Genomic DNA, 23581 nt, shown 5'->3' with positions numbered 1-23581 from the left:
CAGCCCCCGGCGAGCGCCGGTGCGCGGGCCTCAGGAGCGGCACAGAGCCCGGGCCGCGGCCTCCAGCAGCATCCATCCCCCGACCTGCACCGACAGGTCCCGCTCCGGTAGGAGCGCGGCACCCACCGCCGCGGCCGAGGCGCCCGGCGCGATGGCGTCGCCGGCGCGCGGGATCCGGGCCGGCACCCGCGGATCGGGCCCGAACCACACCCCGCGGGCATCGACGGCCCGGTGCCGCCAGGTGGCACCCGCGCTGGCCGCGAGCAGGTCCGCGGCCAGCCTCCGGGCGGCCACCGCCTGTGGGCCTTCGCCGGGCAGGTCGGTCACCACCCGGCCCAGGTAGCGCGCGAGGATGCCGCGGAAGAGCCCGCCGTCGCCCCCGAACTCGGCCCGGCCCTCGAACCCGACGACCACGTGGTCGACGGCCATCCAGCGGTCCACCGCGCCGACCAGCCGGTACACGCGCCCGGCGGTCGCCTCGACCTCGGGGGCCCCGGCCCGCCCCAGCGCCAGGGCCGCGGTCAGCACGGCCACCTCGGCGCCGAGCAGCAGGCCCTGGTTGTATGTGTGGAAGGCGCGGTCGACCCGGTACGGCTCCCCCGGCGCTCCGGGCCGGATGCCGTCCACGACCAGGCCGGTGGCCGGATCGAGGTGGCGCGCGTCGAGCCATGCCAGGGCCGCCCCCGCCCGCTCCAGCTGTCCGCGGCGGGCCAGCAGGATGGTCATCGGGCCGTTGGCCGGGACGTTGCGGAACTCGTCGCCGACCCGCCACGGGATGCCGCCGCCGAGCGGCCCGTCGTCCCAGGCCCGGTCCAGCGCGGCGGTGATCCTGGCCAGCGGGCGCCGGAAGTGCATCCCGAGGTCGCGTTCGGCCCGGTCCAGGGCCAGCCCGAGCCAGGCGATGTCGTCGTAGTAGGGGTTGAGCCAGCGGCCACGGTTGCGCAGCGCCATCGCGGCCGGCCACCGGGCGATGACCTGTCGGCGCCACCGGCGGCGGTCGCGCAGCTGGGCATCGACCAGGGTCTCCAGCACGTGCGCCTGCCACCAGTAGTAGAAGGCCGCGAAGGTCCGGTGCGCCAGGTCCGGGGGCTCCGCGGCCCGGGCCAGCCGGGCCCACGGCGCGAACCAGGGCCGGCGCAGGTGCCGGCCGAGGACCGAGCGCTCGGCCTCGGCCGCGTACGCCCGCCAGTCCTCCACCGGTCGGGTCAGGCCCGGGCCAGCCAGCGCAGGAAGTCCTCGCCGCCGGCCGGGACGAGCTGGTGCACCCGCTCGACCTCCCAGCTGCTCAACGGGCGACCGTCGCCGTAGCCCATCGCCAGGACCAGTTCCTCGGCGTTCTCCACCCCGGCCACGACCGAGGTGACCCACGGCTGGGCGGCGGCGTACGCCAGGCAGAGTTCGACCGGGTCGGTGCGACCCAGCGCGGCCGCGGCACCCTCGACCGCTGCCCGCAGCGCGGCGGCCTCGGCCGGCGCCCCCTCGGCCAGTGGCGTCCGGGTGGTCAGCACGCCCTGGGCGAAGACGCCGTGGACGGTGATCACCACCCCGGCCTCGGCCAGCGCGGTGAGCTCGTCGGCGACCTGCTCGGCCCGCCGGTCGACCAGCGAGAACGGCAGGGCCAGGTGGCCGAGCCCGGGCAGGTCCTTGACCCGGTGCACGTCGGCCGGGTCGGTGAGGACCACGCCGACCTGGCCGACGTCGCCGTCGGCCTGGTAGCGCTGCAGCCGCTGCCAGGCCGCCCCGTCGCCGGCGAGCGCGTCGTCGGGGATGGCGAACAGCACCGCGTCGGCGCGCCGGCGGCCGAGTTCGGCGAAGGAGCGCTCCAGGGAGGCCTCGACCGCGTACCCGAGGGCGTCGTCGGGGATGCCCGCCAGCGCGTGCACGGTGGTGATCACCCCGACCCGCTGGCGCAGTGCCGGGTCGTACGCGACCCTGACCGCTGACTCGGAGAAGCCGTCGTCGCGCCCGGCGACCACGTGGGTGATGCCCCGGGCCACCGCCGCCGACAGGATCGCGCGCGCCTCGGCGGCATCGGGACGCCGGCGCTCGATCGCCCCGGTGTCGCGGCCCAGCTGGGAGGCGCCGAGCAGCAGCCGGGACAGGGTCAGTCCGCCGCGGCTGATCCGCGGGATCGCGCCGCCGGAGATCTCGACCTCGCGGGCGATCCCGGCGACCAGGTCGCGCCAGGACACCTGCACCGAGTCCTCGTAGCGGTCGACCAGCTGGGAGACCCGCACGTAGTCGGCCAGCGAGTCGATGGTGCAGCGGTAGGTGACAATGTCGAAGTCGATGCCCTCGGGGGCGTACGACAGTTCGCCGAGGTTGCGGCGGATCCAGGGGGTGACGTGCTCGTGGTCGTACGCCGAGGTGGCCTTGGCCGCTGCCTCGCGCAGGTTGCCGACGGTGCAGACCTCCACGCCCAGGCCCTCGGGCACCCGGGCCAGGTCGATCCGTCCGTACGTCCAGGCGGAGGCCTCCACGGCGTCGATCAGCTCATCGACGAGCTCGGCGTCGACGACCGGGTTGTCGCCGGTCAGCCGGACGACCCGGTCGGCGTCCTCCATGTCGGCGGTGGCGGCGATGAAGCGGGACAGCACGTTGTCCAGCGACCCGCGCAGCACCTGGATGCCCTGCCGGGTCAGGTGGTCGGCGATCCGCTGGTCGTACTCCTCCCGGCTGGTCGCCACCACGACCTCGTGGCCGCCCCGGGTGGCGCGGCGGGCGACGAGCTCGATCAGCGGCATCCCCCCGATGGTCATCATCGCCTTGCCCGGCAGGCGGGACGAGTTGAGGCGGGACTGGATCACGACACGGGTACGCACGGAAGCCTCCTGGACGACGTAGCGCTCAGCGTATCCGCTGAAGCGCGGGACGGCGCCATAGGCAGGGCGCCGGACGGTGTCACGAGCACAGCACCGGATCGCCTCACGGTCGGAGCGCCAGCATGGCATCCGCGACGCGGACGCGGCCATCGCCGTCGACCAGGGCGGCACCGCGTGCCCCGAGTCCTTCCCGCCAGGCAGCGTCGGTGACGAACCGGTGCAGTACCTCGCGGCCGGTCGACGCGCCGGGCTCCTCACGCAGGTCGGGCAGCAGCCCGACCGGGGCGACCAGGTCGGCCTCGAGCACCTGGTCGTAGCCGACCAGCTGGTTGGGCACCACGGCGACCAGGGCTGTCGGCACGCCGAGGCAGAAGAACTCCCAGATCGAGGTGCCGGCCGCACTGACCACCCCGTCACAGGTGGCGGCCAGGCCGGGCAGGTCGGAGACCGGCCCGATCACCTCCAGCACCTGGTCGGGGCCGGTCGGCGAGGTGCGCAGCTCGGCAGCGATCCCCTCGTTCGCGGCGACGGCGACCACCTCCACCGGCGCGCCGGTGGACAGCAGCAGCGGGACTACTGTCAGTGCCGCCCCGTACGCGTCCGTTCCGCCGAAGACGCACAGCACCCGCGGTCGGCCCTCGGTAGCCGGCGCGGTGTACGGACCCCGCGCTCCTGGGGTGTCCAGGGGTCCCGAACGGCTCCGGGCCCCGCGCCGGGACCGCACCACGTCCCGCAGCAGGGCGTACCCGATCCCGGCCAGCACCTGCCGGTCGACCGGGATCCCCGGGTCGCGGACGGCGCCGAAGTTCTGGTCGATGTAGAGGTCGGCGTCCTGGTCCAGGCCGAACCGGCCGTCCACCATCGTCGCGACCGGGATCCCGGCCGCGCGCAGTGCGGTCCCGAGCGCGACGGGAAGCTGGTAGCCGTCCAGCATCACCACGTCCAGGCCGAGGTCGCGGACCGTGGCGACCAGGGCTGCGGCATCATCCCCGACCGGGGTCATGGCCAGGCCGTGTGCCCCGAGCAACCCGTCCACCAGGGGGGAGCCCTGCACGGTGCCGAGCAGCGTCACCTCGATCCCCCGGGCGATGAACTCCTCGGCCAGGGCGAGCTGGCGCAGCACGTGGCCGACGCCCATCTGCGGGCCGCCGTCACACCTCAGTCCGATCCGGGGGGTGGTTGGGTCGTCCGTCCCGGTCCTGCCGTCGTTCCTCACGGTTCCACCCTAGAGCCAGTCGGCCGCCCACCCGACGAGTCGGTTTGCGCGCGCGGGCCGGGCCCGGTAGCGTTCTTCCGTCGGCCCGTGCGCACCCCCCAAGCGCGCGGGCCGGCTTGATTTCCCGCGGACGTCATCGACACGTCCCAGCAGGAGGGTCCGGCGGGATGTTAGCCTGATGGACGCCAGATCCGCTGCGCGGCCGGACCAGCCTGTCCGGCCCGCATCACCCAGTCCGGAGCGCCCGGCGCTCCTCGATCGTCCGGAGCACACGTGAGCATTCTTTCGGGTTCGTCCATCCTGGTCACTGGAGGTACCGGATCGTTCGGCAAGGCATTCATCTCGAAGCTACTTGCCGAAGTGGACCCGAAGCGGATCGTCATCTACTCGCGCGACGAGCTGAAGCAGTACGAGTGCCGCCAGCTCTTCAAGGACGACCCGCGGCTGCGATGGTTCCTGGGCGACATCCGTGACCTACCGCGACTGAACCGCGCGATGCACGGGGTCGACTACGTCGTCCACGCGGCCGCCTACAAGCAGGTCGACACCGCCGAGTACAACCCGTACGAGTTCGTCAAGACGAACGTGATCGGCTCGCAGAACGTCATCGAGGCCTCGATCGACGCCGGCGTCAAGAAGGTCGTCGCGCTGTCCACCGACAAGGCCTCCTCCCCGATCAACCTGTACGGCGCCACCAAGCTGGCCGCCGACAAGCTGTTCATCAACGGCAACCACTACGCAGCCGCCTACCCGACCCGCTTCGCCGTGGTCCGCTACGGCAACGTGATGGCCTCGCGCGGTTCGGTCATCCCGATGTGGCGTGCACTCGGCGCGGCCGGCAAGCCGCTGCCGATCACCGACGAGCGGATGACCCGCTTCTGGATCACCCTGCCGCAGGCCGTGGACTTCGTGATGAACAGCTTCGAGCTGATGAGTGGCGGCGAGCTGTACGTGCCCCGGATCCCCTCGATGAAGCTGACCGACCTGGCCGAGGCGATCGCACCCGGTGCCGAGCTGAAGAACATCGGCCTGCGCCCCGGCGAGAAGCTGCACGAGGAGATGATCTCCCTGGACGAGGGCCGACGCGTGCTCCAGCTCGGCGACGAGCGCTACGTGATGCAGCCCGACCTGGCGACCTGGGGCTACCAGCCGCCGAAGGACGGCGTGCCGGTTCCGGAGGGCTTCCGGCTCGACTCCGGCAGCAACGACCTGTGGTACAGCGTGGACGAGATCCGCGCGATGATCCCGGAGGACTGACCCGATGCTGCCGTACGGCCGCCAGTGGATCGACGAGGCCGACATCGAGGCGGTCACCGAGGTCCTCAGCTCCGACTGGCTGACCACCGGCCCGTGGGTGCGTGACTTCGAGCAGGCGATCGCCCGGCAGGCGCACGTCGAACACGCCGTCAGCTGCACCTCCGGCACCGCGGCGCTGCACATCGCGTACGCCGCGGCGGGCCTGGGCCCCGGCGACGAGGTGGTCACCACCCCGATGACGTACGTGGCGACCGCGTCCGGCGCGATGCACCACGGTGCGACGATCGTCTTCGCCGACATCGAGGCGGACACCGGCAACATCGACCCGGCGGCCGTCGAGGCCGCAATGACGGATCGTACGAAGGTGGTCGCGGGCGTCGACTACGCCGGCCAGCCCGTCGACGCGGACCGGCTGAACGAGATCGCCCACCGCGCCGGCGCGCTGACGCTGCAGGATGCCGCGCACTCGATCGGCTCCACCTACAAGGGCCGTCCGGTCGGTTCGCTGTCCGACCTGACGACGTACTCGTTCTTCCCGACCAAGAACATGACCACCGCCGAGGGCGGTGCGATCGTCACCGACGACGCGGCGCTGGCGCTGCGCGCGGACGAGTTCCACAAGATCGGCGTCTCGCGGGACCGCTCCTCCTACCGGCACCCCGACGAGGGCGCCTGGTGGTACGAGGTGCCGGCGATCGGCCTGAACTACCGGCTCTCCGACGTGCACGCGGCGCTCGGCCTCAGCCAGCTCGGCAAGCTCGCCGACTTCAAGGCACGCCGGGCCGAGCGGTTCGCCCGCTACCAGGAGGGGCTGGCCGGCATCGACGGCCTGCGCCTGCCGACCGTACGGGACTGGGCCGACCCGACCTGGCACCTGTACCCGGTGCGGGTGCTGGGCGGTCGCCGCCGCGAGGTGTTCGACAAGCTGCGCGAGGCCGGCATCGGCGTCCAGGTGAACTACATCCCGGTCTACTGGCATCCGGTGTTCGAGGACCTCGGCTACCGGCGGGGGATGTGCCCGAACGCCGAGCAGTTCTACAGCGAGGAGATCTCGCTGCCGATGTTCGCGCACCTGGAGCTGTCCGACCAGGACCGCGTCATCGACACGCTGCGGTCGATCCTCGGCGCCTGAGCGCCACCTGCGACCGCGAGGAGGACGACGCGTTGACTCGTGACAATCCGATCGGCCAGGGACCCTGGGTGCTCGGCACCGTCCAGCTGGGCCTGCCCTACGGCGCGGCCAACACGACCGGGATGCCGAGCGGCGAGCAGGCCGGCGAACTGCTCGCCGCCGCGGCCGAGGCGGGGATCACCCACCTCGACACCGCCCGGGCGTACGGCCTGAGCGAGGAGCGGATCGGCGCGGTCCTGGCCGCCGGCCCCGCTGGCCGGCTGCGGATCGTCACCAAGGTCCGCCCCCTGTCGGAGATCACTGCCGACGCCCCGCCCGGGCAGGCCGCCGCCGCGGTCCGCGCATCGGTGCAGGACTCCCTGGCGGCCCTGGGGACCGACCGGGTCGACGCGCTGCTGCTGCACCGCTGGGACGACTGGGCCAAGGGTGGCGAGGCCGTCGCGGACGTCCTCGAGCAGCTGCGCGCGGAGGGGGTGGCCACCGTGGTCGGGACGTCCCTGTCGACGCCGGCCGAACTGGTGGCGGCGCTCGGTGACCGCCGGGTGGGCTACGTGCAGTTCCCCTACAACCTGCTGGACCGCCGCTGGCTGGCGCCTGCCGTGCAGGACGCCCTGGCCGCCCGGCCGGACGTGGTGGTCACGGTCCGCAGTGTCTTCCTGCAGGGGCTGCTGGTGGCCGGCGCCGCCGCCCGCTGGCCGCTGGCCGCTGAACGCCGGCGTCGACCCGTCGGACCTCTCCGACCGGATCGCCCGGCTCGTGCACCGCCTCGACCGCGACTCCGCGGCGGACCTGTGCGTGGCGTACGTCCGGGGCCACTCCTGGGTCGACTCGGTGGTGCTCGGCGCGGACACCGCCGACCAGGTCCGCGACCAGGCCCGGCTGGTCGCGCTCCCGGCACTGACACCGGAGCAGATCGCACGGGTGCGCGACGAACTGCCCGCCGGATCAGCCGACCTGATCGACCCCGCCCGCTGGCGGCACTGACCTCGAGGAGCAGAGATGACCGACCCATTCGACCTGACGGGCACGATCGCCGTGGTGACCGGAGCATCCGGGCATCTCGGCCCGGCCATGGTGGCCGCACTGGCCGAGGCTGGCGCGACCGTACACGCCGTCGCCCGCAACGCCGAACGTCTTGCCGCCGCGATGCTTCCGCTGCGCGAGGCGGGACTGGACGTCGTGGACGCTCCCTGCGACGTAACCTCCCCACAGTGGGCAGATCTGCTCTCCGCGGTCACAGCCGAGCATGGCCGGCTCGATGTCCTGCTGAACAACGCCCACATCGGCCACGGAGGATCGCTTCGCACTGCTACCGAAGAGCAGTTCGACGAGGCGTACGCCCTCGCCGTGAAGTCCACCTGGCATGGCATAGGAGCGGCCCGGCCAGGGCTCCGGGCGGCAGCCGCCGCCGGCGGATCGCCGGTCGTGGTGAACGTCTCCTCCATGTATGGCCTGGTCGCGCCCGACCCGAGGCTGTACGACACCGAGGAGGGACGGAACCCTCCGTACTACGGCGCAGTCAAGGCCGCCCTGGTCCAGCTGACCCGCTATGCGGCCGCCGAGCTTGGTCCGGAGGGGATCCGGGTCAATTCGATCACCCCGGGCCCGTTCCCGGCCCGCGCCGCGCAGGCCGACCCGGCCTTCCTGCGCCGGCTGGCCGGCCGCACCATGCTGGAGCGCATCGGGAGGCCCGATGACCTCCAGACCGCCGTGTTGTTCCTCGCCTCGCCCGCGTCCCGCTTCGTGACGGGGATCAACGTACCTGTCGACGGTGGGTGGACCGCCTGGTGACCTGGATCCGACCATGCCGCGGGGACTCCCGGTCGACCGTATGGCCGTCCGTCCGTGACCTGCGCGGATCACGGACGCCGGATGAGGGCCTGCCCGTCCGGTCCTGCACCGCAGGACCGGGTCCCCAGCGTCACCACCGGGCCGCCCGCCCATACCAGGGGTCGAAGCTCGCCGTCGGCCCCCCGGCGCGCAATCGTACGCACACTCGCCCCGGTCCAGGGATCGTCTGCGACCGTCCCGAACGCGGCTGCCGCCTCCACCGTCGCAGCGAACCGCGTGCCGTCCCAGACCGCGGGAATCTCGACAGGCGCTTCGGGACGCGGACCAGAGCTGACCAGGAGTCCGGGACCGTCGGGACAGGTCCCACGCAGGACCAGACCGGCTCCCGTGGGCTCGGCCGCCTCGACCCGGGCAGGGTCCGGCACAGCGGTGAAGCCGAGCACACCGGTGTCACCGGCACCGGCGACGACCCAGCCCTGCTGCTCCCCCACCCAGCCGGACACCTGGTCCGACAACGGCGCAGCCGGGTTCCGGGGTCCGGAGGCGAGGGGAACCAGGACGGAACGCCGGACGCCTCCACTGCGGACGTCGAGTCGAACAGTGCACCGACCCCCCGAGGCCAGCGCGGTCGCGACCGCGGATGCCGGCACGCGCAACTCGAAACCGGAGCGGTCGGGCCGACCGAGTTCATCGGACCCCTGGCGCCGCTCGACCGGTAGCTCGACGGTCAGGTCACCGGGCCCGACAAGGACGGCCCGCACGGCACTCCCCCGCCCCATGCTGAGATCACCGATCCAGGCTCTGCCGCTGATCCTCCACTCGCCGACCACACCGTCGGCGGTCACGGTCGCGGTGAGCGGGTCGACCACGCAGTGCGCGGTCCACGTACGGCGGAGGATCTGGTAGCCCTGACGGGCGAACCGACGGCGGCGGCGGGCGGCGGGATCGTCCCCGGCGACACGCAACGCAGCCAGAGCGCGGGTGGTACGGACGTCGCCTGCCTGCAGTGCACGCAGCATGAGCCGGTCGACCAGGGGCCGGCGGGCCGCGGCGGCCGGTTCGACCCGGCGGGCCAGTTGCCTGCCGAGGGCCGCGATCGTCGGCCACTGCTCGGGGGGAACGCTGACCAGGGCCCGGGCGATGGCGGCCAGGTCGACGCGCAGCAGGAGCACCTGCAGTCCCCAGCGGACCTCTGCCGGCGCCCCGGTGACGATGTCCAGGGTCCGAACGGCTGAATCCACCCGGTCGGCGAGGTTGCCCAGGTCGTGGACGGCCTGGGTGATGGACCCGCCCGACTCGCGAACCCGCCAGTAGTAGATCGGGTCACTGAGGATGTCCACGGCTCGCGCGGCGAGGTGGGCGGCCATGGACACGGGGTAGTCCTCGTAGCGGATGGCCGGGAAGGCGAACCCGTGCCGCTCCCAGAAGTCCCGCCGATACACCTTGTTCCACGCCATCCGGTCGCCCACCAGGTCGGGACGTTGGCTGATGGACGTCCCGATGTCGTCGACGGCGAAGGCTTCCCGATGCGCCCAGGACGGGCGAACACCGTCCACGGCATCGAATCTGCAGGCATTTCCTGCGGCGAAGTCGGACCCGGACCGCTCGAGGGTGCCCACCATCAACTCGTACGCCCGTGCCGGCACGAGGTCATCGGAGTCCACGAAGGTGAGGTAGCGGCCCGAGGCCAAGGCGGCGCCGGTGTTCCGCGCCGGTCCCAGGCCGGCGTTGACCTGCTCCACGACCCGGAACCTGTCGTCGGCCCGGGCGTACGACCGGGCGATGCGCCAGCCCTCGTCATGTGACCCGTCATCGACCAGGATCACCTCGAGGTCGGCGAGCGTCTGCCTGCGCAGCGACTCCAGGCACTCAGCGAGGTAGTCCTGCACGCCGTAGAACGGGACGACGACGCTCAGCAGGGCGGCCACGGTCAGGACCTGCGCAGGCGCCGCTTGATCATGCCGCCCACCTTGATGCCCCGGCGCAACACCCCGCCCAGACCGGCCGCCCGCAAAGTCGAGCGGACCGCCCGGCCGGTGCGGAAGAGTCGCGAGGACCGCCACTCCACGTTCTCGCCACGCAGCCGACGGATCGTCTCCTCCCGGCTCTTCAGGGATGCGTCACGGAACTTCAGGGTCCGCTCCAGGCCGAAGATGTGTCCCTTCAACTCGGCCATGTCGTGCAGGGCCCGGTCACGGTCGGCGAGGGCCTCACGGACGGTGAGGGGCCGGACCACCAGGGCGGCGCGACGGGACGAGGCGGCCTCATCGGCCAGCCGGCGGCCGGTGTCCAGGAGTCGCGCATCGGCCTCCACCCCCGACATCGCCAGCCAGGTCCGGACCAGGTCACGGCCCTCCATCCACGGGGGCCAGGGGTGACGGCGCTGGGCTCCGACCAGCAGGTCGTGGAAGGTCCACCAGGCGGCGGCGAGGTGCTCCGCCGCCGACGCGGGCGCACGGCGGACCCACGGCGAGGCTCCGCCGACGACCTGGTCCCCGTCGAGCCAGAGATCACCCAGGTCGAGGACCTGGGTGGAAGCGTCCCCCTGCCGGCGCGCAGCGCTCCCGATCCGGGCCGCGAGGTCGCGGAAGGCCGGCACGTCGTCACGGGCCGCGAGGCGGACCAGAATCGTGGCCACGTCCGGGCCTGCCGGCCAGGAGTCGGCCAGTCGAGCCGGCTCGGTGCCGAGCAGCACCGGCCCCGGCTCGGGAAGATCCTGCAGCAGGGGCTCCGGCGGCTCGAAGCCCTGGCCGTCCCCGGGCGGCATCCTGGCGGGTTCCGGCGCCGGCCGGGGCACCAGATCGGCGAGCGAGCGGGCGGGCACGGCCTCGGTCGCACCGAGCAGCGTCCATCGGCCATCGGCGGGCGCCGCGCGAACGACCGTCCCGGACCCGTCGTACGGGCCGACGTGGGCCACGACACGGGCAACGGCGGGGGCACCGGCGAGAGCGGGCCCGGCCACCACGAACCAGGAGTCCGCAGTAGCGGCCAACTGGCCGGAACGGGCCGCCGCCCCGATGGCTTCGGCGGGGTCGGCGAGCAGCGGACGCCCGGACGCGCGGGCGGCGTGGACCGCCCGGGCGACGAGCCATCCCTCCTGGAGGGGAACGGAGACCACCGTGGTGTCCGCGAGGACCTCGGGCTGCGCCGCGGGCCCGAGGCCCACGGTCGTGAGCACGACCTCGGCGCCCAGGCCCCGGACAGCGGTGACGAAGGAGTCGATCGACCCGGGACGGGTCTCATCGTCGTGGAACGGGAGCCATTCCTCGTCACCGAACCGGCGCTGGAGCGGGCGGGCATCGAGGGTGTTGCCGATCGCGAAGGTGTTGTCCGCCGCCACCACCACGCGGGAGCCCGGCTCCGCCCGGTCGAGGAGGAGGCGCAGCGCGGCCTGCCAGGAGAGGTCGGCACTGTCCGTGGACAGGGTGCGTTCGACGCCGGCGAGGGCGAGGACCAGGTCCCAGCGCCCATCGGCCCGGTCAGAGGCGAGCCCGTCCAGCGGACCGGCGAGGACCTCCACCGTTGAGGGCAGGACGGACACGAGGTCCTGGGCGTCCTGCACGCCCCGGACGACGAGGGTCGTACGATCCGACCGCTCGACGACGCGGGAGATGATGCCGAGGTCGTGAGGGCCGACGATCAGCGCATGGCGGTAGGTCCGGTCCCCGAGCAGGTCGACGAGCCAGGCCTCCAGAGCCGGGCCGCCCGCAGGGCGCCGGTCACCCCGGTAGTCGGTCCAGGGCTGCATCTCGCCGGTCACCAGACCGAGTACCGCTGTCCCACCCATCGGGACCGATTCCGTGCTGTCAGTCATTGTTCGTCTCCGCGTCGTAGAGCAACATCGCCAGTTCCTGGGGCGGCAACCGGTAGCGGACGCCCAACTCCTCGTCCGTGATCGCACGGGCCACTGCCGGGTCGATGACCTTCTCGACCATCTCCGGCCACAGTCGTCTCACCCGTGGGTAGCCGCCGAAGAGCGGGTCCTCGGTCGGTAGGCTCATCGGATCGCCGTAGACCGAGGGCTCACACCCCACGGAAACCCCGTAGAAGATCGCGGTGGCGAGCCGGTTGGACGCCACCCGCTTGAAACCGCGGAAGGCCTCCAACTGCTTGTAGAGGAAGCGAGTGTCAGTACCTTCGTAATTCCAGCCTCGGCGTCCGAAACACATGACCTCGAAACCTGCGTCGAGGTAGATCTCGCGGATCTCGGGTTGGTCGTACTCCGTGTAGTACAGGCTCATGGTCACCGGCTCCGTCTCGGTGTCCTTGATCTCGTCGATCAGCGCCTGGTGGTCGCCGGTGATCTTTCCGCCCTCCCAACCGTGGAAGGGCATCCAGAGAGTGCCGCGACGCTCGTCCTCGGGTACGACGCCGAGATCGGGTTCGAGCTCCAGCAGGTAGAGCCACGGTGCACCGATGACGTGGTAATTGTGTCGCCGCTCCGAGTAGCCCCGACGGGCGGGCCGCTCGCTCCACACGTACCGCCAGGCCCCGTCGAAGAACTCGTGCTGGGGGTTCCAGCCGTCACCGACGTTCCACCCGTGCTGCAGGTACCCGCGGATGCGCGGCGGGAACTCGTCGTCGAAGCCGCAGTAGCGGGCGAGGATGTGCGCCTGCCCGTAATAGTGGTTGTGGTGGTGCACCGACCTATCCTTTCCGCCATGGCAGGCCCGGGCGCCGGCCAACGGTGGCGGATCCCCGTTCCGGCTCGGATTCCCGCATGATCGTCGCGCGCAGTGCACCCGTGGCCTGGGTCAGGGTCGGTTCGCCCTGCACCCACCCGTGCAGGGGGTGGCCGTCCTCGGCGGTGCCCTCGAACCTGACCGGAAGCCTGCCCGCCGCGAAGGGATCGACGAGGACAGCCCTCGCGCCGCCGTCGTTGTACTCAAGCAGGTGCCACAGCAGGCGTTCATCCCCACCCAGCACGCTGTCCTCGCTGGTGAACGACGCCAGCCGGCGCAGCGGCACGCGTATCGACCAGCGATCCCCGTCGACCGATGCGCGGACGCCGGCGTCCACCGGATCGTCGGACCCGACAGGGAAGTGGCACCAGGCCAGTGAGGCGGCGGTGGGGTCCCCGATGGTCACCCGACCCTCGACGACGAGGACGCCTCCGGCCACCTCCACCCGATCGGCGTACGTGGCCAGGAGGTCGGTCTCCGCGACCGCCACCTGGCTCGTGGCCGTACGACTCAGGCGCAGCACCCGCCCGTCGCGGGGCACGGCGATGGTCCCCTCTGCGAGACCCCACAGCAAGGGTTCGAGCGGCCGGACGACGATCGCACCCTCATCATCGACCTCGGTGGGAGGGTCGGGTACGACGCTCAGCGAGCGCACCCGGGTCAGCGGGATGGGCTCGTCGTGGTCCGCTCCGGCCACCAACTCACCGAAGCCGAGCCGGACGCTGCCGACCGCCCCCGCCCCATCGGGATGCCAGTCACAGGGCCGACGCAGCTCGGGGATGCCGGGACTCCAGGCCAGGACGATGTCGCCCTTGCTCCGAGCGGTGGCCGCCCGGAGCGTGAGCAGCACTCCGTCGGGCCGGACGTCGACCCCCTCCAGCAGGATCGGCTCCCGGTGCCAGGTGATCGCGTAGGGCCAGCCGCCGCGTTGTCCGGGCATGGCCACCAGCGTTGCGTCCAGGCGGCGGAACTCCGGCCACCGGGGGCTGCCCGGCTTGGTCGCCCTGAGAATGCCGGTGCGGTGGTAGCGGCCGGAACGGACCTCGACCCCGAAGGTCAGCTGGTCGGACGAATCGGCCCAGGTGCGCATGTGGTCGAGGGGGACGTCGACCTCGAAGCCGACCGGTGCAAGGTTCCCGTGCGAGTCGATCGCAGTGGAGCGCCGCACCTCCAGAGGGATGGAACTCTCGCCGGCGATCGCCCGGACGGCGATGGAGGAACGGTCGGTGGTGGGGACGTGGCGGATCTCAGCGGTGCCCCCCAGCCGCAGGGAGGGCCGCTCACCCTCCACCCACTCGACGGACCCGACGGTGGCGCGCAGGGCGACGGCTCGCCGCGGGACCCGGTAGAGGGAGGTGGAGGTCCAGGGGCGATCGCGGCCGGGATAGTTGTATTCGAGCCGTCCGAGGGGAGGCACGGTGTGCGCCCTGCTGAGGTCCCCCAGGATGCCCTCGTCGCGGCGCTCCGCGAGGACGCGCAGCAGGTCCAGGTCACCATGGCGCATCGCCTCGACCTGGAGCCGGTCGTAGGGGTGCCGCTTGCGCAGCGCCCGCGCGCCGAGGAGGTCGACGAGTTCCTCGCCGAGGGCCATCAGGTCCTTCGCACTGTCCTCGGGCACCCGGTAGAAGGCCTGGAGCACGGCCAGCAGGTCGGAGTCGGCCAGCAGGTCGGCGACGAGCGGGCGCAGGACGGGCGCGGACCGATCGACCACGGACAGCACCATGGCCGCCGACGTGATCCGGTCACGCAGGTTGTCGTAGCGGAAGACCTGCTGGGTGATGGAGTCCCCGGACTCGCGCTCACGCCAGCAGTACACCGTCTGGGCGAGGCAGTCGACGGTCACCGCGTCGATGTGGGCAGCCAGGGTGACCGGATAGTCCTCGTAGCGGATGGCGGGGAACCGGTAGCCGAACTCGTCCCAGAAGCTGCGCCGGTAGACCTTGTTCCACACCATCCGGTCGCGCGCCAGGTCCCGGAACTCGAGCACGTGCGTCGCCTCGCGTGATCGGGCGTAGGCGACGCGGTGCGCCCAGGAGGCCGTGACGTGCGAGGAGTTGAACCTCCACGCGTTGCCGCCCGCGAGGGATGAACCTGAGTGGTCGAGGGAATCCACCATCGACTCGAAGCCATGCCGGCTGACCAGGTCGTCGGAGTCGACGAACGTGAGGTACTCCCCGACCGCCTCCTCGGTGCCGGTGTTCCGCGCCGGCCCGAGGCCCTGGTTCTCCTGGGTGACGATACGGAAGCGGGGGTCCTCGGCGCAGAACTCCTCAGCGATGACGCGCGAACCGTCGGGCGAGCCGTCATCGACCAGGATCACTTCGATGTCCCGCAGGCTCTGGTCACGGATGGACGCGAGACAGTCCCGGATGTATGCCTCGACGCCATAGAACGGCACCACCACGCTGAGTCGCGGTTGCCCGGCGCCGAATTGCATGGACGTCACTCCCTCCAAGTAAATCGTGGACCGGCGCCACCCTAGCAGCGCCTGTCCCGCGTCGGCCTGTTCAGATGAGGTCCCAGGACAACGCGGTCCCCCTCGCCACGTCCGTGCGGAACCTCCTGCCCTCCACCACCGAGAACAGGTCGGGGGCCAGTCCCAGCGCGGGACGGACGGACCGGACGTTCTCGGCACTGACGACGTCGCCGGCCTTCACGTCGGCGGTCACGTAGAGCGAGCGGCGGAAGCGGAGGCCCTCTGCCTCCACGTCGCGGGCGCCGATCACCGGCTCACCCATCGCCTGCCATGCCGTCCGGGTCTCGCGCACCAGCGCGGCCAGCTCCGGGGGCTCGAGGGAGAAGGCCGAGTCGACGCCGCCGGAGGCGCGGTCGATGGTGACGTGCTTCTCGACCAGCACCGAGCCGAGCGCGACCGAGGCGACGGCCGCACCGATGCCGAGGGTGTGGTCGGACAGGCCGATCATGGTCCCGAACGCGTCCCGCATCACCGGGATGCCGCGCAGGTTGGAGTCCCGCGGGTCGGCCGGGTAGGAGGTGGTGCAGGAGAGCACGATGATCTGCTGGTTGCCGGTCGAGCGGGCCGCCTCGACCGCGGCGTTGATCTCGCCGAGCGAGGCCATTCCGGTGGAGATGATGATCGGCTTGCCGCACGCGGCCGCGCGGCGGACCAGCGGCAGGTCGACGATCTCGGAGGAGGCGATCTTGTACGCCGGCACGTCCAGCGACTCGAGGAAGTCGACGGCGGTCGGGTCGAACGGGCTGGAGAAGGCCAGGATGCCGCGCTCGGTGGCCCGGTCGAAGATCGGCTTGTGCCACTCCCAGGGGGTGTGCGCCTCCTCGTACAGGTCGTAGAGCCGACGCCCGCCCCACAGCGCGTGCTCGTCCTTGAGGCGGAAGTCGGGGCTGTCCACGTCGAGGGTGATCGTGTCGGCGGTGTAGGTCTGCAGCTTGATCGCGTGCGCGCCGGCGTCGGCGGCCATGTCGACGATCTCGAGGGCCTTGTCCAGCGAGCCGTCGTGGTTGCCGGACATCTCCGCGATGATGAACGGCTCGTGGCCGGGGCCGATCGCGGTGGGGCCGATCCTGATCTCGTCGAGCATGGTCACTTCTCCTCCTTGCGGGCTGCCGGACGGGTCCGGCGGACGTGGTGGACCAGCACGGTGGTCCCGTTGATGTCGCGGTCGTAGGTCTCGACGTCCACGAAGCCCTGGCGGGCGTTGAACGAGCGCACGCCCTCGTTGATGTCCAGGACCTCGGCGTCCATGGTGTCGATGCGGTGCCCGTCCAGGTCGAGCGCGTCGACGTACCTGACCGCGTCGCGCTGGATCTGGATCCAGGCCGGCAGCAGCTCACCGCGAGCGGTGAGCCCCTCGTTGTCGAGGTAGTAGCCCCACCACAGCGATCCGGCCTCGCGGTCGATGTCCCACAGGGAGACGACGCCGGCGGGGATCCCGCCGCGCTCGTAGACCAGCACCTCGCGGGTGGGGTCGGTCCTGACCCGTTCCCACCACGCAGCGTGCTCCGCGGGGCCGATCTCGTGCTGGGTCAGGGAGACCGCCCGTACGTCGGGGTGGTTGCGCCAGACGCGGACGTGTTCACGGTCCTCGTCAGTAGCGGGACGCAGCATCTTGGACTCCTGCCGTATCGGATGCCCCAGCCTAGCGCGCGCCGTGAGCCGCCCCCGGGGTCTAGACTGCGTGACCGAAGCTTTTCCTGACCAGGGTGGAGACCATGAGCCAACTCAGCCGCGAACAGATCCGCACCATGATGGGTGAGGTCCTGGCCAACCAGGGCAAGGAGCTGCCCGCCGACGACTCGGCCTCCCTCGACGCGATCGGCTTCCGCTCGCTGGACTTCTCCGAACTGGCCCTCTCGGTCGAGGACGAGCTCGGCACCGAGCTGAACTTCGACGCGCCGGGCCTGCGCTCCATCACGACCGTCTCCGACGTCCTGGACTTCATCGAGCAGCTGCAGAGCGCCTGATGATCCAGGGCAGCAATCGGATCGTCTCCCGGGGGTTCACCGGCACCTGGGAAGAGTTGGGGACGTACGACCTGCCGCCCGCGGCTGCGGTGTTCGTCCGGGACCACGCCGAGGGCGTACGGGCCGCCTGGACGCACGCCACCTCCGAGCGGGAGACCCTGGTCGCGTCGGTGAGCCGCGCCGATGACGACCTGGTCACCGACATGGTGGGCAACGGCCTGGCCATCGCGCACACCGAGGGTTCCAGCGTGCAGGTGGTGCCCGCCACCGCTGCCCGGGCCCCGCACCCCGGCCGGCTGTGGCTGCTCACCTCCGGGTCGACCGGCCGCCCCAAGCGGGTCGCGCACACGCTCACCTCCCTCACCACGGTGAAGGGCGACCAGCCGGCGCGTACGTGGCTGTGCCCCTACACCCCCGGCGCGTACGCCTGGTGGCAGGTCGTCACGCTGGCACTGGCCCACCCAGGCAACGACATCGTCTTCGTCGAGCCCGACCAGCTCGAGGACTGGCCGCAGCTCGCGCTCGAGACCGGTGTCACCGCAGCCTCGGGCACGCCGACCTTCTGGCGCCAGGCGATCCTGCGCTCCGGCGACACCATGGCCCAGCTTCCCCTGGTCCAGATCACCCTGGGCGGCGAGCCCGTCGACCAGGGGATCCTGGACCGCCTGCACGAGATCTATCCGCAGGCCCGGATCTCCTGGATCTACGCCTCCTCCGAGGCCGGCGCCTCGATCGCCGTGCACGACGGGCGCGCCGGGTTCCCCGAGGCGTGGCTGGAGCGGCAGACCGGGGACCGACCGCGGCTCAGCGTCGTCGACGACGAATTGGTGATCGAGTCGCCCTACCGCGCCGAGGGCATGGACCGCGACCTGCACACCGGCGACCGGATCGAGGTCCGCGACGGCCGGGTGCTGATCGTCGGCCGACTGGCCTCCGACGAGATCAACGTCGGTGGTTCCAAGGCCTCCGCCTCCGCCGTTCGTGGTGCGCTGCTGGACCATCCGGCCGTGGCCTGGGCTGCGGTCCGCGGCCGCAAGGCCCCGCTGGTCGGCCACATGGTGACCGCCGAGGTCGTCCTCGAGCCGGGCGCCACCGCCACGACGGAGGAGCTGGCCGCCTGGTGCGCCGAACGGCTCCCCGAGTACGCCGTCCCGCGGCGGCTGAAGATCCTCGCCCAGATCCCGATCAAGGAGAGCCTGAAGTCCGATGTCTGACGCAGTGACCGAGAACCAGCAGACCGAGAACCAGCAGGCGGCGACCGAGCAGGCCATCTCCGACCAGGCTGCGGCCACCAATGCCGCCGCAGCCCCCGTCCCGGCCTGCCAGGTCGTGCTGATCAGCGGTGGCTCCCGAGGGCTGGGCCTGGCCCTGGTCCGGATGGTGCTCGACGCCGGTGCCAAGGTCGCCACCTTCGCCCGGACGATCACCCCCGAGCTGGAGCAGCTGGCCGCGCAGTTCCCGGACCGTACGTACGTCGCCTCGGTCGACATCACCGACGTCGACGCGGTCAACGGGTTCGTCAAGGACGCCGCCGCCAAGCTCGGCCGGATCGACGGCATGATCAACAACGCCGCGGTCGGCCAGGACTCGATGCACATGCAGACGTCCCCTGCCGATATCGCCCGGATCATCGAGACCAACCTGACCGCCCCGCTGGTGCTGACCCGCGCGGTGCTGCGGAACATGATCCGCCGCAACGGCCGCGGCCGGATCGTGATGATCACCACCGTCGGCGCCCAGCGTGGCTACGCCGGACTGACCACGTACGCGGCCACAAAGGGCGGCCTGGACGCGGCGATGCGGACCCTCGCGCGGGAGATGCACGGCCGGGTGCTGGTCAACTCGATCGCCCCGGGATTCTTCGCCTCGGAGATGAGCTCGGTGCTCGGCTCGGAGCAGCTGGGCGCGATCACCCGTCGGACACCCTCGGGCCGGCTGGTCGAGCCGGAGAACATCGTTCCGATCGCGCGCCTGCTGATGTTCGAGGACACCAACCTCAACGGCCAGGTGATCACCGTCGACGGGGGCAGCTCGATCTGAGGCGTGGCCGCGGCCACCACGACGGTCCTGCGGACCTTGGCCGCCGTTGCGGACCTTGGACGTTCGCTGCCAGCCTGTTGGTGAGACAGGCGGGCAGCGAACGCGGGGATTAGGAGCGCTCAGATGATCGATGTAGAGATTGGGATGACCCCCACCGGGCAGCGCACGTTCCCGTTGGGGTTCAGGATCGAGTTCTTGCGCCAGTGGGACCAGTGTCTGGAGCGGGGCGACAAGGTTCGCCTGTTGCGTGAGCATGGGTTGCATCGCAGCACGATCGACCGCTGGCTCCAGGCGCGTGAGCGTGGGGAGTTCACCCGGTCGGCGCTGGCAGCAGCAGAAAGGTCACCCCACCGGATGGACGGCAAACAACGCGCCGAGTTGGCCCGGTTGCGCGCGGAGAACCAGGCCCTGCGCGCCAAGGTCGCACAGGCCGAAGCGGCCCAGGAGATCCTGGGAAAAGCATTCGAGCTCTTGGACGGGATCAACAAGGGCGAGATCAGCTACGACCAGATCCCGCCGGGGCTGATCAGCCCCGAGGAGTACCAGGCCTGGCTGGAACGCCGCAAGCTGTCCTGACCGGCACGGTGACTGACCTGGCCACCGCAGGAGTACCACTCACCCGGGCCTGTCGGTTGGTCGGGGTGGCGCGGGCCTCGTACTACCGCCGGGTCCGGGGCTACCGCCACTACCAGCCGGTGGCCGACCCGGTCCCCCAGGCCGACCGGTATCAGCCGGCGGCGTTGAGCCAGGCCGAACGCGACCAGGTCCTGGACGTGCTGACCGACCCCGACTATGAGGACCTGTCGGTCGTCGCGTCCTACTGGGCGGCGTTCGATGCCGGCCGGTTGGCCTGTTCGCAGCGCACGTTCTACCGGGTCGCGCAAGCCAACGGGCTGGTCAAGGACCGTCGCCGGGTCCGACGCCCCGGCACCGGTGGTGGCCGCAAGGCCCCCGCGGTCGCCGCGGCCGGGGTCGGGGACCTGTGGTCCTGGGACGTGACCGAGCTGGCCGGGCCCGCACGCCAGCGCTACCAGTTGTATCTGGCGATCGACGTCTTCTCCCGCTACCCGGTCGCCTGGCGCATCGAGCACGACCAGTGCCGGTTCAAGACGGTGGAGATGTTCACCCAGGCGATCGCGGTCCACGGGGCGCCCCGGACCCTGCACGCCGACAACGGCTCGATCCAACGAGCCGGCGACACCATCACCGCGCTGACCAACCTGGGAGTGCTGACCTCGTTCTCCCGGCCCCGGGTCAGTGATGACAACCCGTTCTCCGAATCACTGTTCAAGACCATCAAGTACGACCTGTCCTGCCCCGAACGATTCACCGACATCGAGCATGCCCGGACCTGGACCGCGGCGTTCCTGCACCGCTATGCCACCGCGCACCGCCACTCCGCGCTGGGCCGTCACACCCCACAACAGGTCCACGACGGCACCGCCGCCCAGGTCCAGGCCACCCGACAAGCACGCCTCGACACCTACTGGCAGGCCCACCCCGAACGCTTCCGGAAACCCCCGCAAGCCCCACCACTACCCAAACCAACCGGTATCAACACCCACCTGCTGTCTCAGACAGGTTGACAACTACCGTGGAACGTCCGCAACCCGCACCAACGTCCGCAGGGCCGGGCCGGCCACCAGAGGGCCGGGCCGGCTCCGCAGAGGGGTCACGACCCGTCGCGATCAGTGGCGCGGCCCGTGGTGCGGCTCGATGTGCTCACCGGCTTCCATCGCGGCCACGGTGGCCGTCCCGGCGGCACTCATCGGCCGGACCAGGATCGTCCTCGCGATGGCGTAGCTGACCGGCACCGCCAGAACGGTGGCGACCAGCGGGGCGATCCGCTGGTCCCAGCCGAACACCTCCACCATCAGCAGCACCCCGGCCGAGGACAGCACGATGTTGGGGATGCTGGACAGCGGGAACAGCAGGAAACCGCGCCAGGTCGGTCGTACGTGGTAGGTGAAGTAGCAGTTGAGCAGGAACGACACCAAGACGCCCACCACCCAGCCGAGCACGAACGCCGCCATGTAGGGCATCACCAGGCGCAGCCCGAGGTAGACCAGGTACGAGATCAGCGTGTTGACCACACCGACCATCAGGAACTTGATGAAGGGCCAGTACCGCACCCACGGAGCTCTCACGGTGGCCTATCGGTCGGGGGGGTCGTACGGGTCGGGCGCCACCGAGCGGTCAAGCCGGTGTGCGGTTGGCGCCGGGCGGCGCGTCGGGGTGCCGTACACGGCCTGGAGGCCATACAGGGGCCGGCCCTTCGCCTCGGTGTAGATCCGGCCCACGTAGGAACCGATGATACCGATCATCACCGTCTGCACGCCGCTGACGAACAGGATCACGATGATGGTGAAGGTCCAGCCCGAGACGACCGCCTCGGGGTACACCACCTTGCGGACCACGGCGTAGCCGATGCCCAGCAGCGCCAGCAGCGCCATCAGCCAGCCGACCCGCGAGATCAGCTGCAGCGGCTTGCCGGAGAAGCCCATGATGCCGTCCGCGGCGAAGCGGATCATCTTCTTCAGCGGGTAGCCGGTCTCGCCGGCGTGGCGATCATGCCGGTCGAACAGGACGGGCTTCTGCCGGAAGCCGATCTCGGCGACCATGCCACGCAGGAAGCGGTCGTGCTCGCGGTAGCGCCGCAACTGTTCGGCGACCTTGGCGTCGATCAACCGGAAGTCGCCGGTGTCCTTGGGGATCTCGACTTCCGAGAGGCCGTTGAGCACCCGGTAGAAGGCGCTCGCGGTCCAGCGCTTGAACGCGGTGTCCTGGCGGCTGCGGCGCTGGGCGTAGACCACGTCCCAGCCTTGCTCCCACTCCCCGATCAGCTCGAGGCTAACCTCGGGCGGGTCCTGCAGGTCGGAGTCCATGATGATGATCGCGTCACCGACGGCCGCGTCGATGCCCGCCGTCACTGCGACCTGGTGGCCGAAGTTGCGGGACAGGTCCAGCACCCGCACCCGAGGGTCGCGCTGGGCGAGCGAGGTCAGCAGCGCTAGTGAGGCGTCCCTGCTGCCGTCGTTGACGAAGATGAATTCGACCCCATGGATGAGGTGCGCGGTGACCTCGTCCATGGTCGACCAGAGCAGCTCGATGTTCCCCTCCTCGTCGTGGACGGGAAAGACGTAGGAGATGAGTTTCACGGGACGCTCCGATCGGTCGATGCAGCGACGCTATGTCCGCGTTCCGTGTGCACCGTGTGGCGTTTCTGTGCGGTTGCCGACCCGTAGGACGACACCGGGCCCGGCCGGAACAGCTGCCCCTCGCCACCCACTACCCTTGGCACCAGCCAGCCACCCGGAGGTCCCGATGTCCCTGCCCACCGTCGCCGCCGTCGTGCTCTCCCAGGGCACCCGCCCGGTCGAGCTCGCCAAGGCACTGGACACCCTGCTGGCCCAGACCGGGATCGAGCTGGACGTGCTGGTGGTCGGCAACGGCTGGGTGCCGGAGGGCCTGCCCGAGGGCGTCCGGTCCCACCACGAGCCGCAGAACCTGGGCATCCCCGAGGGCCGCAACGTGGGTGCTCGGCTCTCCCACGGCGACATCATCCTGTTCTACGACGACGACGCCTGGCTGCCGGCGCCGGACACGCTGGCCCGGCTGGTGGCGACGATGGAGTCCGACCCACACCTGGCGATCGTGCAGCCGCGCCCCACCGACCCGGACGGCAGGCCCGGACCGCGCCGCTGGGTGCCGCGCCCGGGTGCGAACGGCGCCGAGGTGGGCGGCGACATCGTGCAGTTCTGGGAGGGCGTGCACCTGGAGCGCCGCACCGCCTTCGACCAGGTCGGCGGCTGGCCGGGCGAGTTCTTCTATGGCCACGAGGGCATCGACCTGGCCATGCGGCTGCTGGACGCCGGCTGGCGGATCCTCTACGCCCCCGGCATCATCGTGCACCACCCGGCGCTGCCGGCCAGCCGGCACGCGGTGTTCTACCGGATGAACGCCCGCAACCGGGTCTGGGTCGCCCGTCGGAACCTGCCCCACCCGCTGGACTGGACGTACGTGGCGGTCTGGGTGCTGATCACCCTGCTGCGGACCCGCGACCGGGAGGCGCTGCGGATCTGGTTCGCCGGGCTGCGCGAGGGCTACACCACCGACGCCGGCCCCCGCCATCCGATCTCCTGGCGGACGGTGGCCCGGATGACGGCGCTCGGCCGCCCGCCGATCATCTGAGGGTGCA

The 23581-nt window shown here is 71.3% G+C and carries 21 protein-coding genes and 1 pseudogene; 11 read left to right on the top strand and 11 right to left on the bottom strand.

Going from position 1 to position 23581, the window contains the following annotated elements:
* Positions 1-30: 30 nt before the first annotated feature.
* The 3 genes from GA0111570_RS04550 to GA0111570_RS04540 form a co-directional block, all read right to left on the bottom strand.
* Complete coding sequence (locus GA0111570_RS04550) at positions 31-1197, bottom strand: glycoside hydrolase family 76 protein (protein WP_092606925.1); 1167 nt, start codon at positions 1195-1197, stop codon at positions 31-33.
* 8 nt (positions 1198-1205) lie between these two features.
* Positions 1206-2822 carry an aldo/keto reductase gene (locus GA0111570_RS04545; protein WP_175557316.1) on the bottom strand — a complete coding sequence of 539 codons (1617 nt, stop codon included), beginning with the start codon at positions 2820-2822 and terminating at the stop codon, positions 1206-1208.
* Between the two features lie 103 nt (positions 2823-2925).
* Positions 2926-4038, bottom strand: coding sequence for a PseG/SpsG family protein (locus tag GA0111570_RS04540; RefSeq protein ID WP_217634011.1), 1113 nt, complete (start codon positions 4036-4038; stop codon positions 2926-2928).
* Positions 4039-4311: 273 nt separating this feature from the next.
* On the opposite strand from GA0111570_RS04540, the gene pseB reads away from it, so the two are divergent.
* From pseB to GA0111570_RS04515, 5 genes and pseudogenes are all read left to right on the top strand, one after another.
* A complete protein-coding gene (gene pseB, locus GA0111570_RS04535; protein WP_092606916.1) occupies positions 4312-5295 on the top strand; it encodes a UDP-N-acetylglucosamine 4,6-dehydratase (inverting) in 984 nt (327 codons plus the stop codon).
* 4 nt (positions 5296-5299) lie between these two features.
* Positions 5300-6427, top strand: a complete 1128-nt coding sequence (gene pseC, locus GA0111570_RS04530) for a UDP-4-amino-4,6-dideoxy-N-acetyl-beta-L-altrosamine transaminase (protein WP_092606913.1) — start codon at positions 5300-5302, stop codon at positions 6425-6427.
* Between the two features lie 122 nt (positions 6428-6549).
* A pseudogene (locus GA0111570_RS18385) lies at positions 6550-7041 on the top strand (aldo/keto reductase); the annotation flags it as partial.
* Between the two features lie 34 nt (positions 7042-7075).
* Entirely contained in the window at positions 7076-7411 is a 336-nt protein-coding gene (locus tag GA0111570_RS04520; protein WP_092606910.1) for an aldo/keto reductase, read from the top strand.
* Between the two features lie 15 nt (positions 7412-7426).
* Positions 7427-8218 (top strand): SDR family NAD(P)-dependent oxidoreductase, encoded by a 792-nt coding sequence (locus GA0111570_RS04515; protein WP_092606907.1) that lies wholly within the window; start codon positions 7427-7429, stop codon positions 8216-8218.
* 68 nt (positions 8219-8286) lie between these two features.
* Here GA0111570_RS04515 and GA0111570_RS04510 read toward each other — a convergent pair whose 3' ends face one another.
* From GA0111570_RS04510 to GA0111570_RS04485, 6 genes are all read right to left on the bottom strand, one after another.
* Positions 8287-10146, bottom strand: a complete 1860-nt coding sequence (locus GA0111570_RS04510; protein WP_175557315.1) for a glycosyltransferase — start codon at positions 10144-10146, stop codon at positions 8287-8289.
* Between the two features lie 2 nt (positions 10147-10148).
* On the bottom strand, positions 10149-12032 hold the full coding sequence (locus tag GA0111570_RS17590) for a hypothetical protein (protein ID WP_175557314.1): 1884 nt from the start codon (positions 12030-12032) through the stop codon (positions 10149-10151).
* Positions 12025-12861, bottom strand: a complete 837-nt coding sequence (locus GA0111570_RS04500) for a hypothetical protein (RefSeq protein WP_092606898.1) — start codon at positions 12859-12861, stop codon at positions 12025-12027. The genes GA0111570_RS17590 and GA0111570_RS04500 overlap by 8 nt, the downstream gene beginning before the upstream one ends.
* 4 nt (positions 12862-12865) lie before the next feature.
* On the bottom strand, positions 12866-15337 hold the full coding sequence (locus tag GA0111570_RS04495) for a glycosyltransferase family 2 protein (protein ID WP_092606895.1): 2472 nt from the start codon (positions 15335-15337) through the stop codon (positions 12866-12868).
* Between the two features lie 70 nt (positions 15338-15407).
* Positions 15408-16460, bottom strand: coding sequence for a pseudaminic acid synthase (gene pseI, locus GA0111570_RS04490; protein ID WP_092607160.1), 1053 nt, complete (start codon positions 16458-16460; stop codon positions 15408-15410).
* A gap of 2 nt (positions 16461-16462) precedes the next feature.
* A complete protein-coding gene (locus GA0111570_RS04485; protein WP_092606892.1) occupies positions 16463-16987 on the bottom strand; it encodes a GNAT family N-acetyltransferase in 525 nt (174 codons plus the stop codon).
* Positions 16988-17091: 104 nt separating this feature from the next.
* On the opposite strand from GA0111570_RS04485, the gene GA0111570_RS04480 reads away from it, so the two are divergent.
* The 5 genes from GA0111570_RS04480 to GA0111570_RS04460 all read left to right on the top strand — a co-directional run bounded on the left by GA0111570_RS04480 (position 17092) and on the right by GA0111570_RS04460 (position 20969).
* Positions 17092-17343: an acyl carrier protein gene (locus GA0111570_RS04480; protein WP_092606889.1), complete on the top strand. Its 252-nt coding sequence runs from the start codon at positions 17092-17094 to the stop codon at positions 17341-17343.
* Entirely contained in the window at positions 17343-18557 is a 1215-nt protein-coding gene (locus tag GA0111570_RS04475) for an AMP-binding protein (RefSeq protein WP_092606886.1), read from the top strand. The genes GA0111570_RS04480 and GA0111570_RS04475 overlap by 1 nt, the downstream gene beginning before the upstream one ends.
* A complete protein-coding gene (locus GA0111570_RS04470; RefSeq protein WP_092606883.1) occupies positions 18550-19383 on the top strand; it encodes an SDR family NAD(P)-dependent oxidoreductase in 834 nt (277 codons plus the stop codon). Before GA0111570_RS04475 ends, GA0111570_RS04470 begins: the two co-directional genes overlap by 8 nt.
* Positions 19384-19506: 123 nt before the next feature.
* Entirely contained in the window at positions 19507-19959 is a 453-nt protein-coding gene (locus tag GA0111570_RS04465; RefSeq protein ID WP_092606880.1) for a hypothetical protein, read from the top strand.
* 8 nt (positions 19960-19967) lie between these two features.
* The gene (locus GA0111570_RS04460; protein ID WP_245703013.1) at positions 19968-20969 is read left to right on the top strand and encodes a DDE-type integrase/transposase/recombinase; all 1002 of its coding nucleotides are present in this window, start codon (positions 19968-19970) and stop codon (positions 20967-20969) included.
* A 102-nt stretch (positions 20970-21071) separates the two neighbouring features.
* Here the strand turns inward: GA0111570_RS04460 and GA0111570_RS04455 are convergent, their stop codons facing one another.
* Positions 21072-21530 carry a GtrA family protein gene (locus GA0111570_RS04455; RefSeq protein ID WP_139283140.1) on the bottom strand — a complete coding sequence of 153 codons (459 nt, stop codon included), beginning with the start codon at positions 21528-21530 and terminating at the stop codon, positions 21072-21074.
* Positions 21531-21536: 6 nt separating this feature from the next.
* Positions 21537-22541, bottom strand: coding sequence for a glycosyltransferase family 2 protein (locus GA0111570_RS04450; protein WP_092606871.1), 1005 nt, complete (start codon positions 22539-22541; stop codon positions 21537-21539).
* A 166-nt stretch (positions 22542-22707) separates the two neighbouring features.
* Between GA0111570_RS04450 and GA0111570_RS04445 the strand changes: the two genes are divergently transcribed.
* Positions 22708-23574: a glycosyltransferase family 2 protein gene (locus tag GA0111570_RS04445; RefSeq protein WP_092606867.1), complete on the top strand. Its 867-nt coding sequence runs from the start codon at positions 22708-22710 to the stop codon at positions 23572-23574.
* Positions 23575-23581: the final 7 nt, after the last annotated feature.

The organism is Raineyella antarctica (genome assembly GCF_900092135.1).
Taxonomy (GTDB): Bacteria; Actinomycetota; Actinomycetes; order Propionibacteriales; family Propionibacteriaceae; genus Raineyella; species Raineyella antarctica.
The sequence above is the reverse complement of the archived record's forward strand: the minus strand, read 5'-3'. Positions and strand labels throughout refer to the sequence as shown.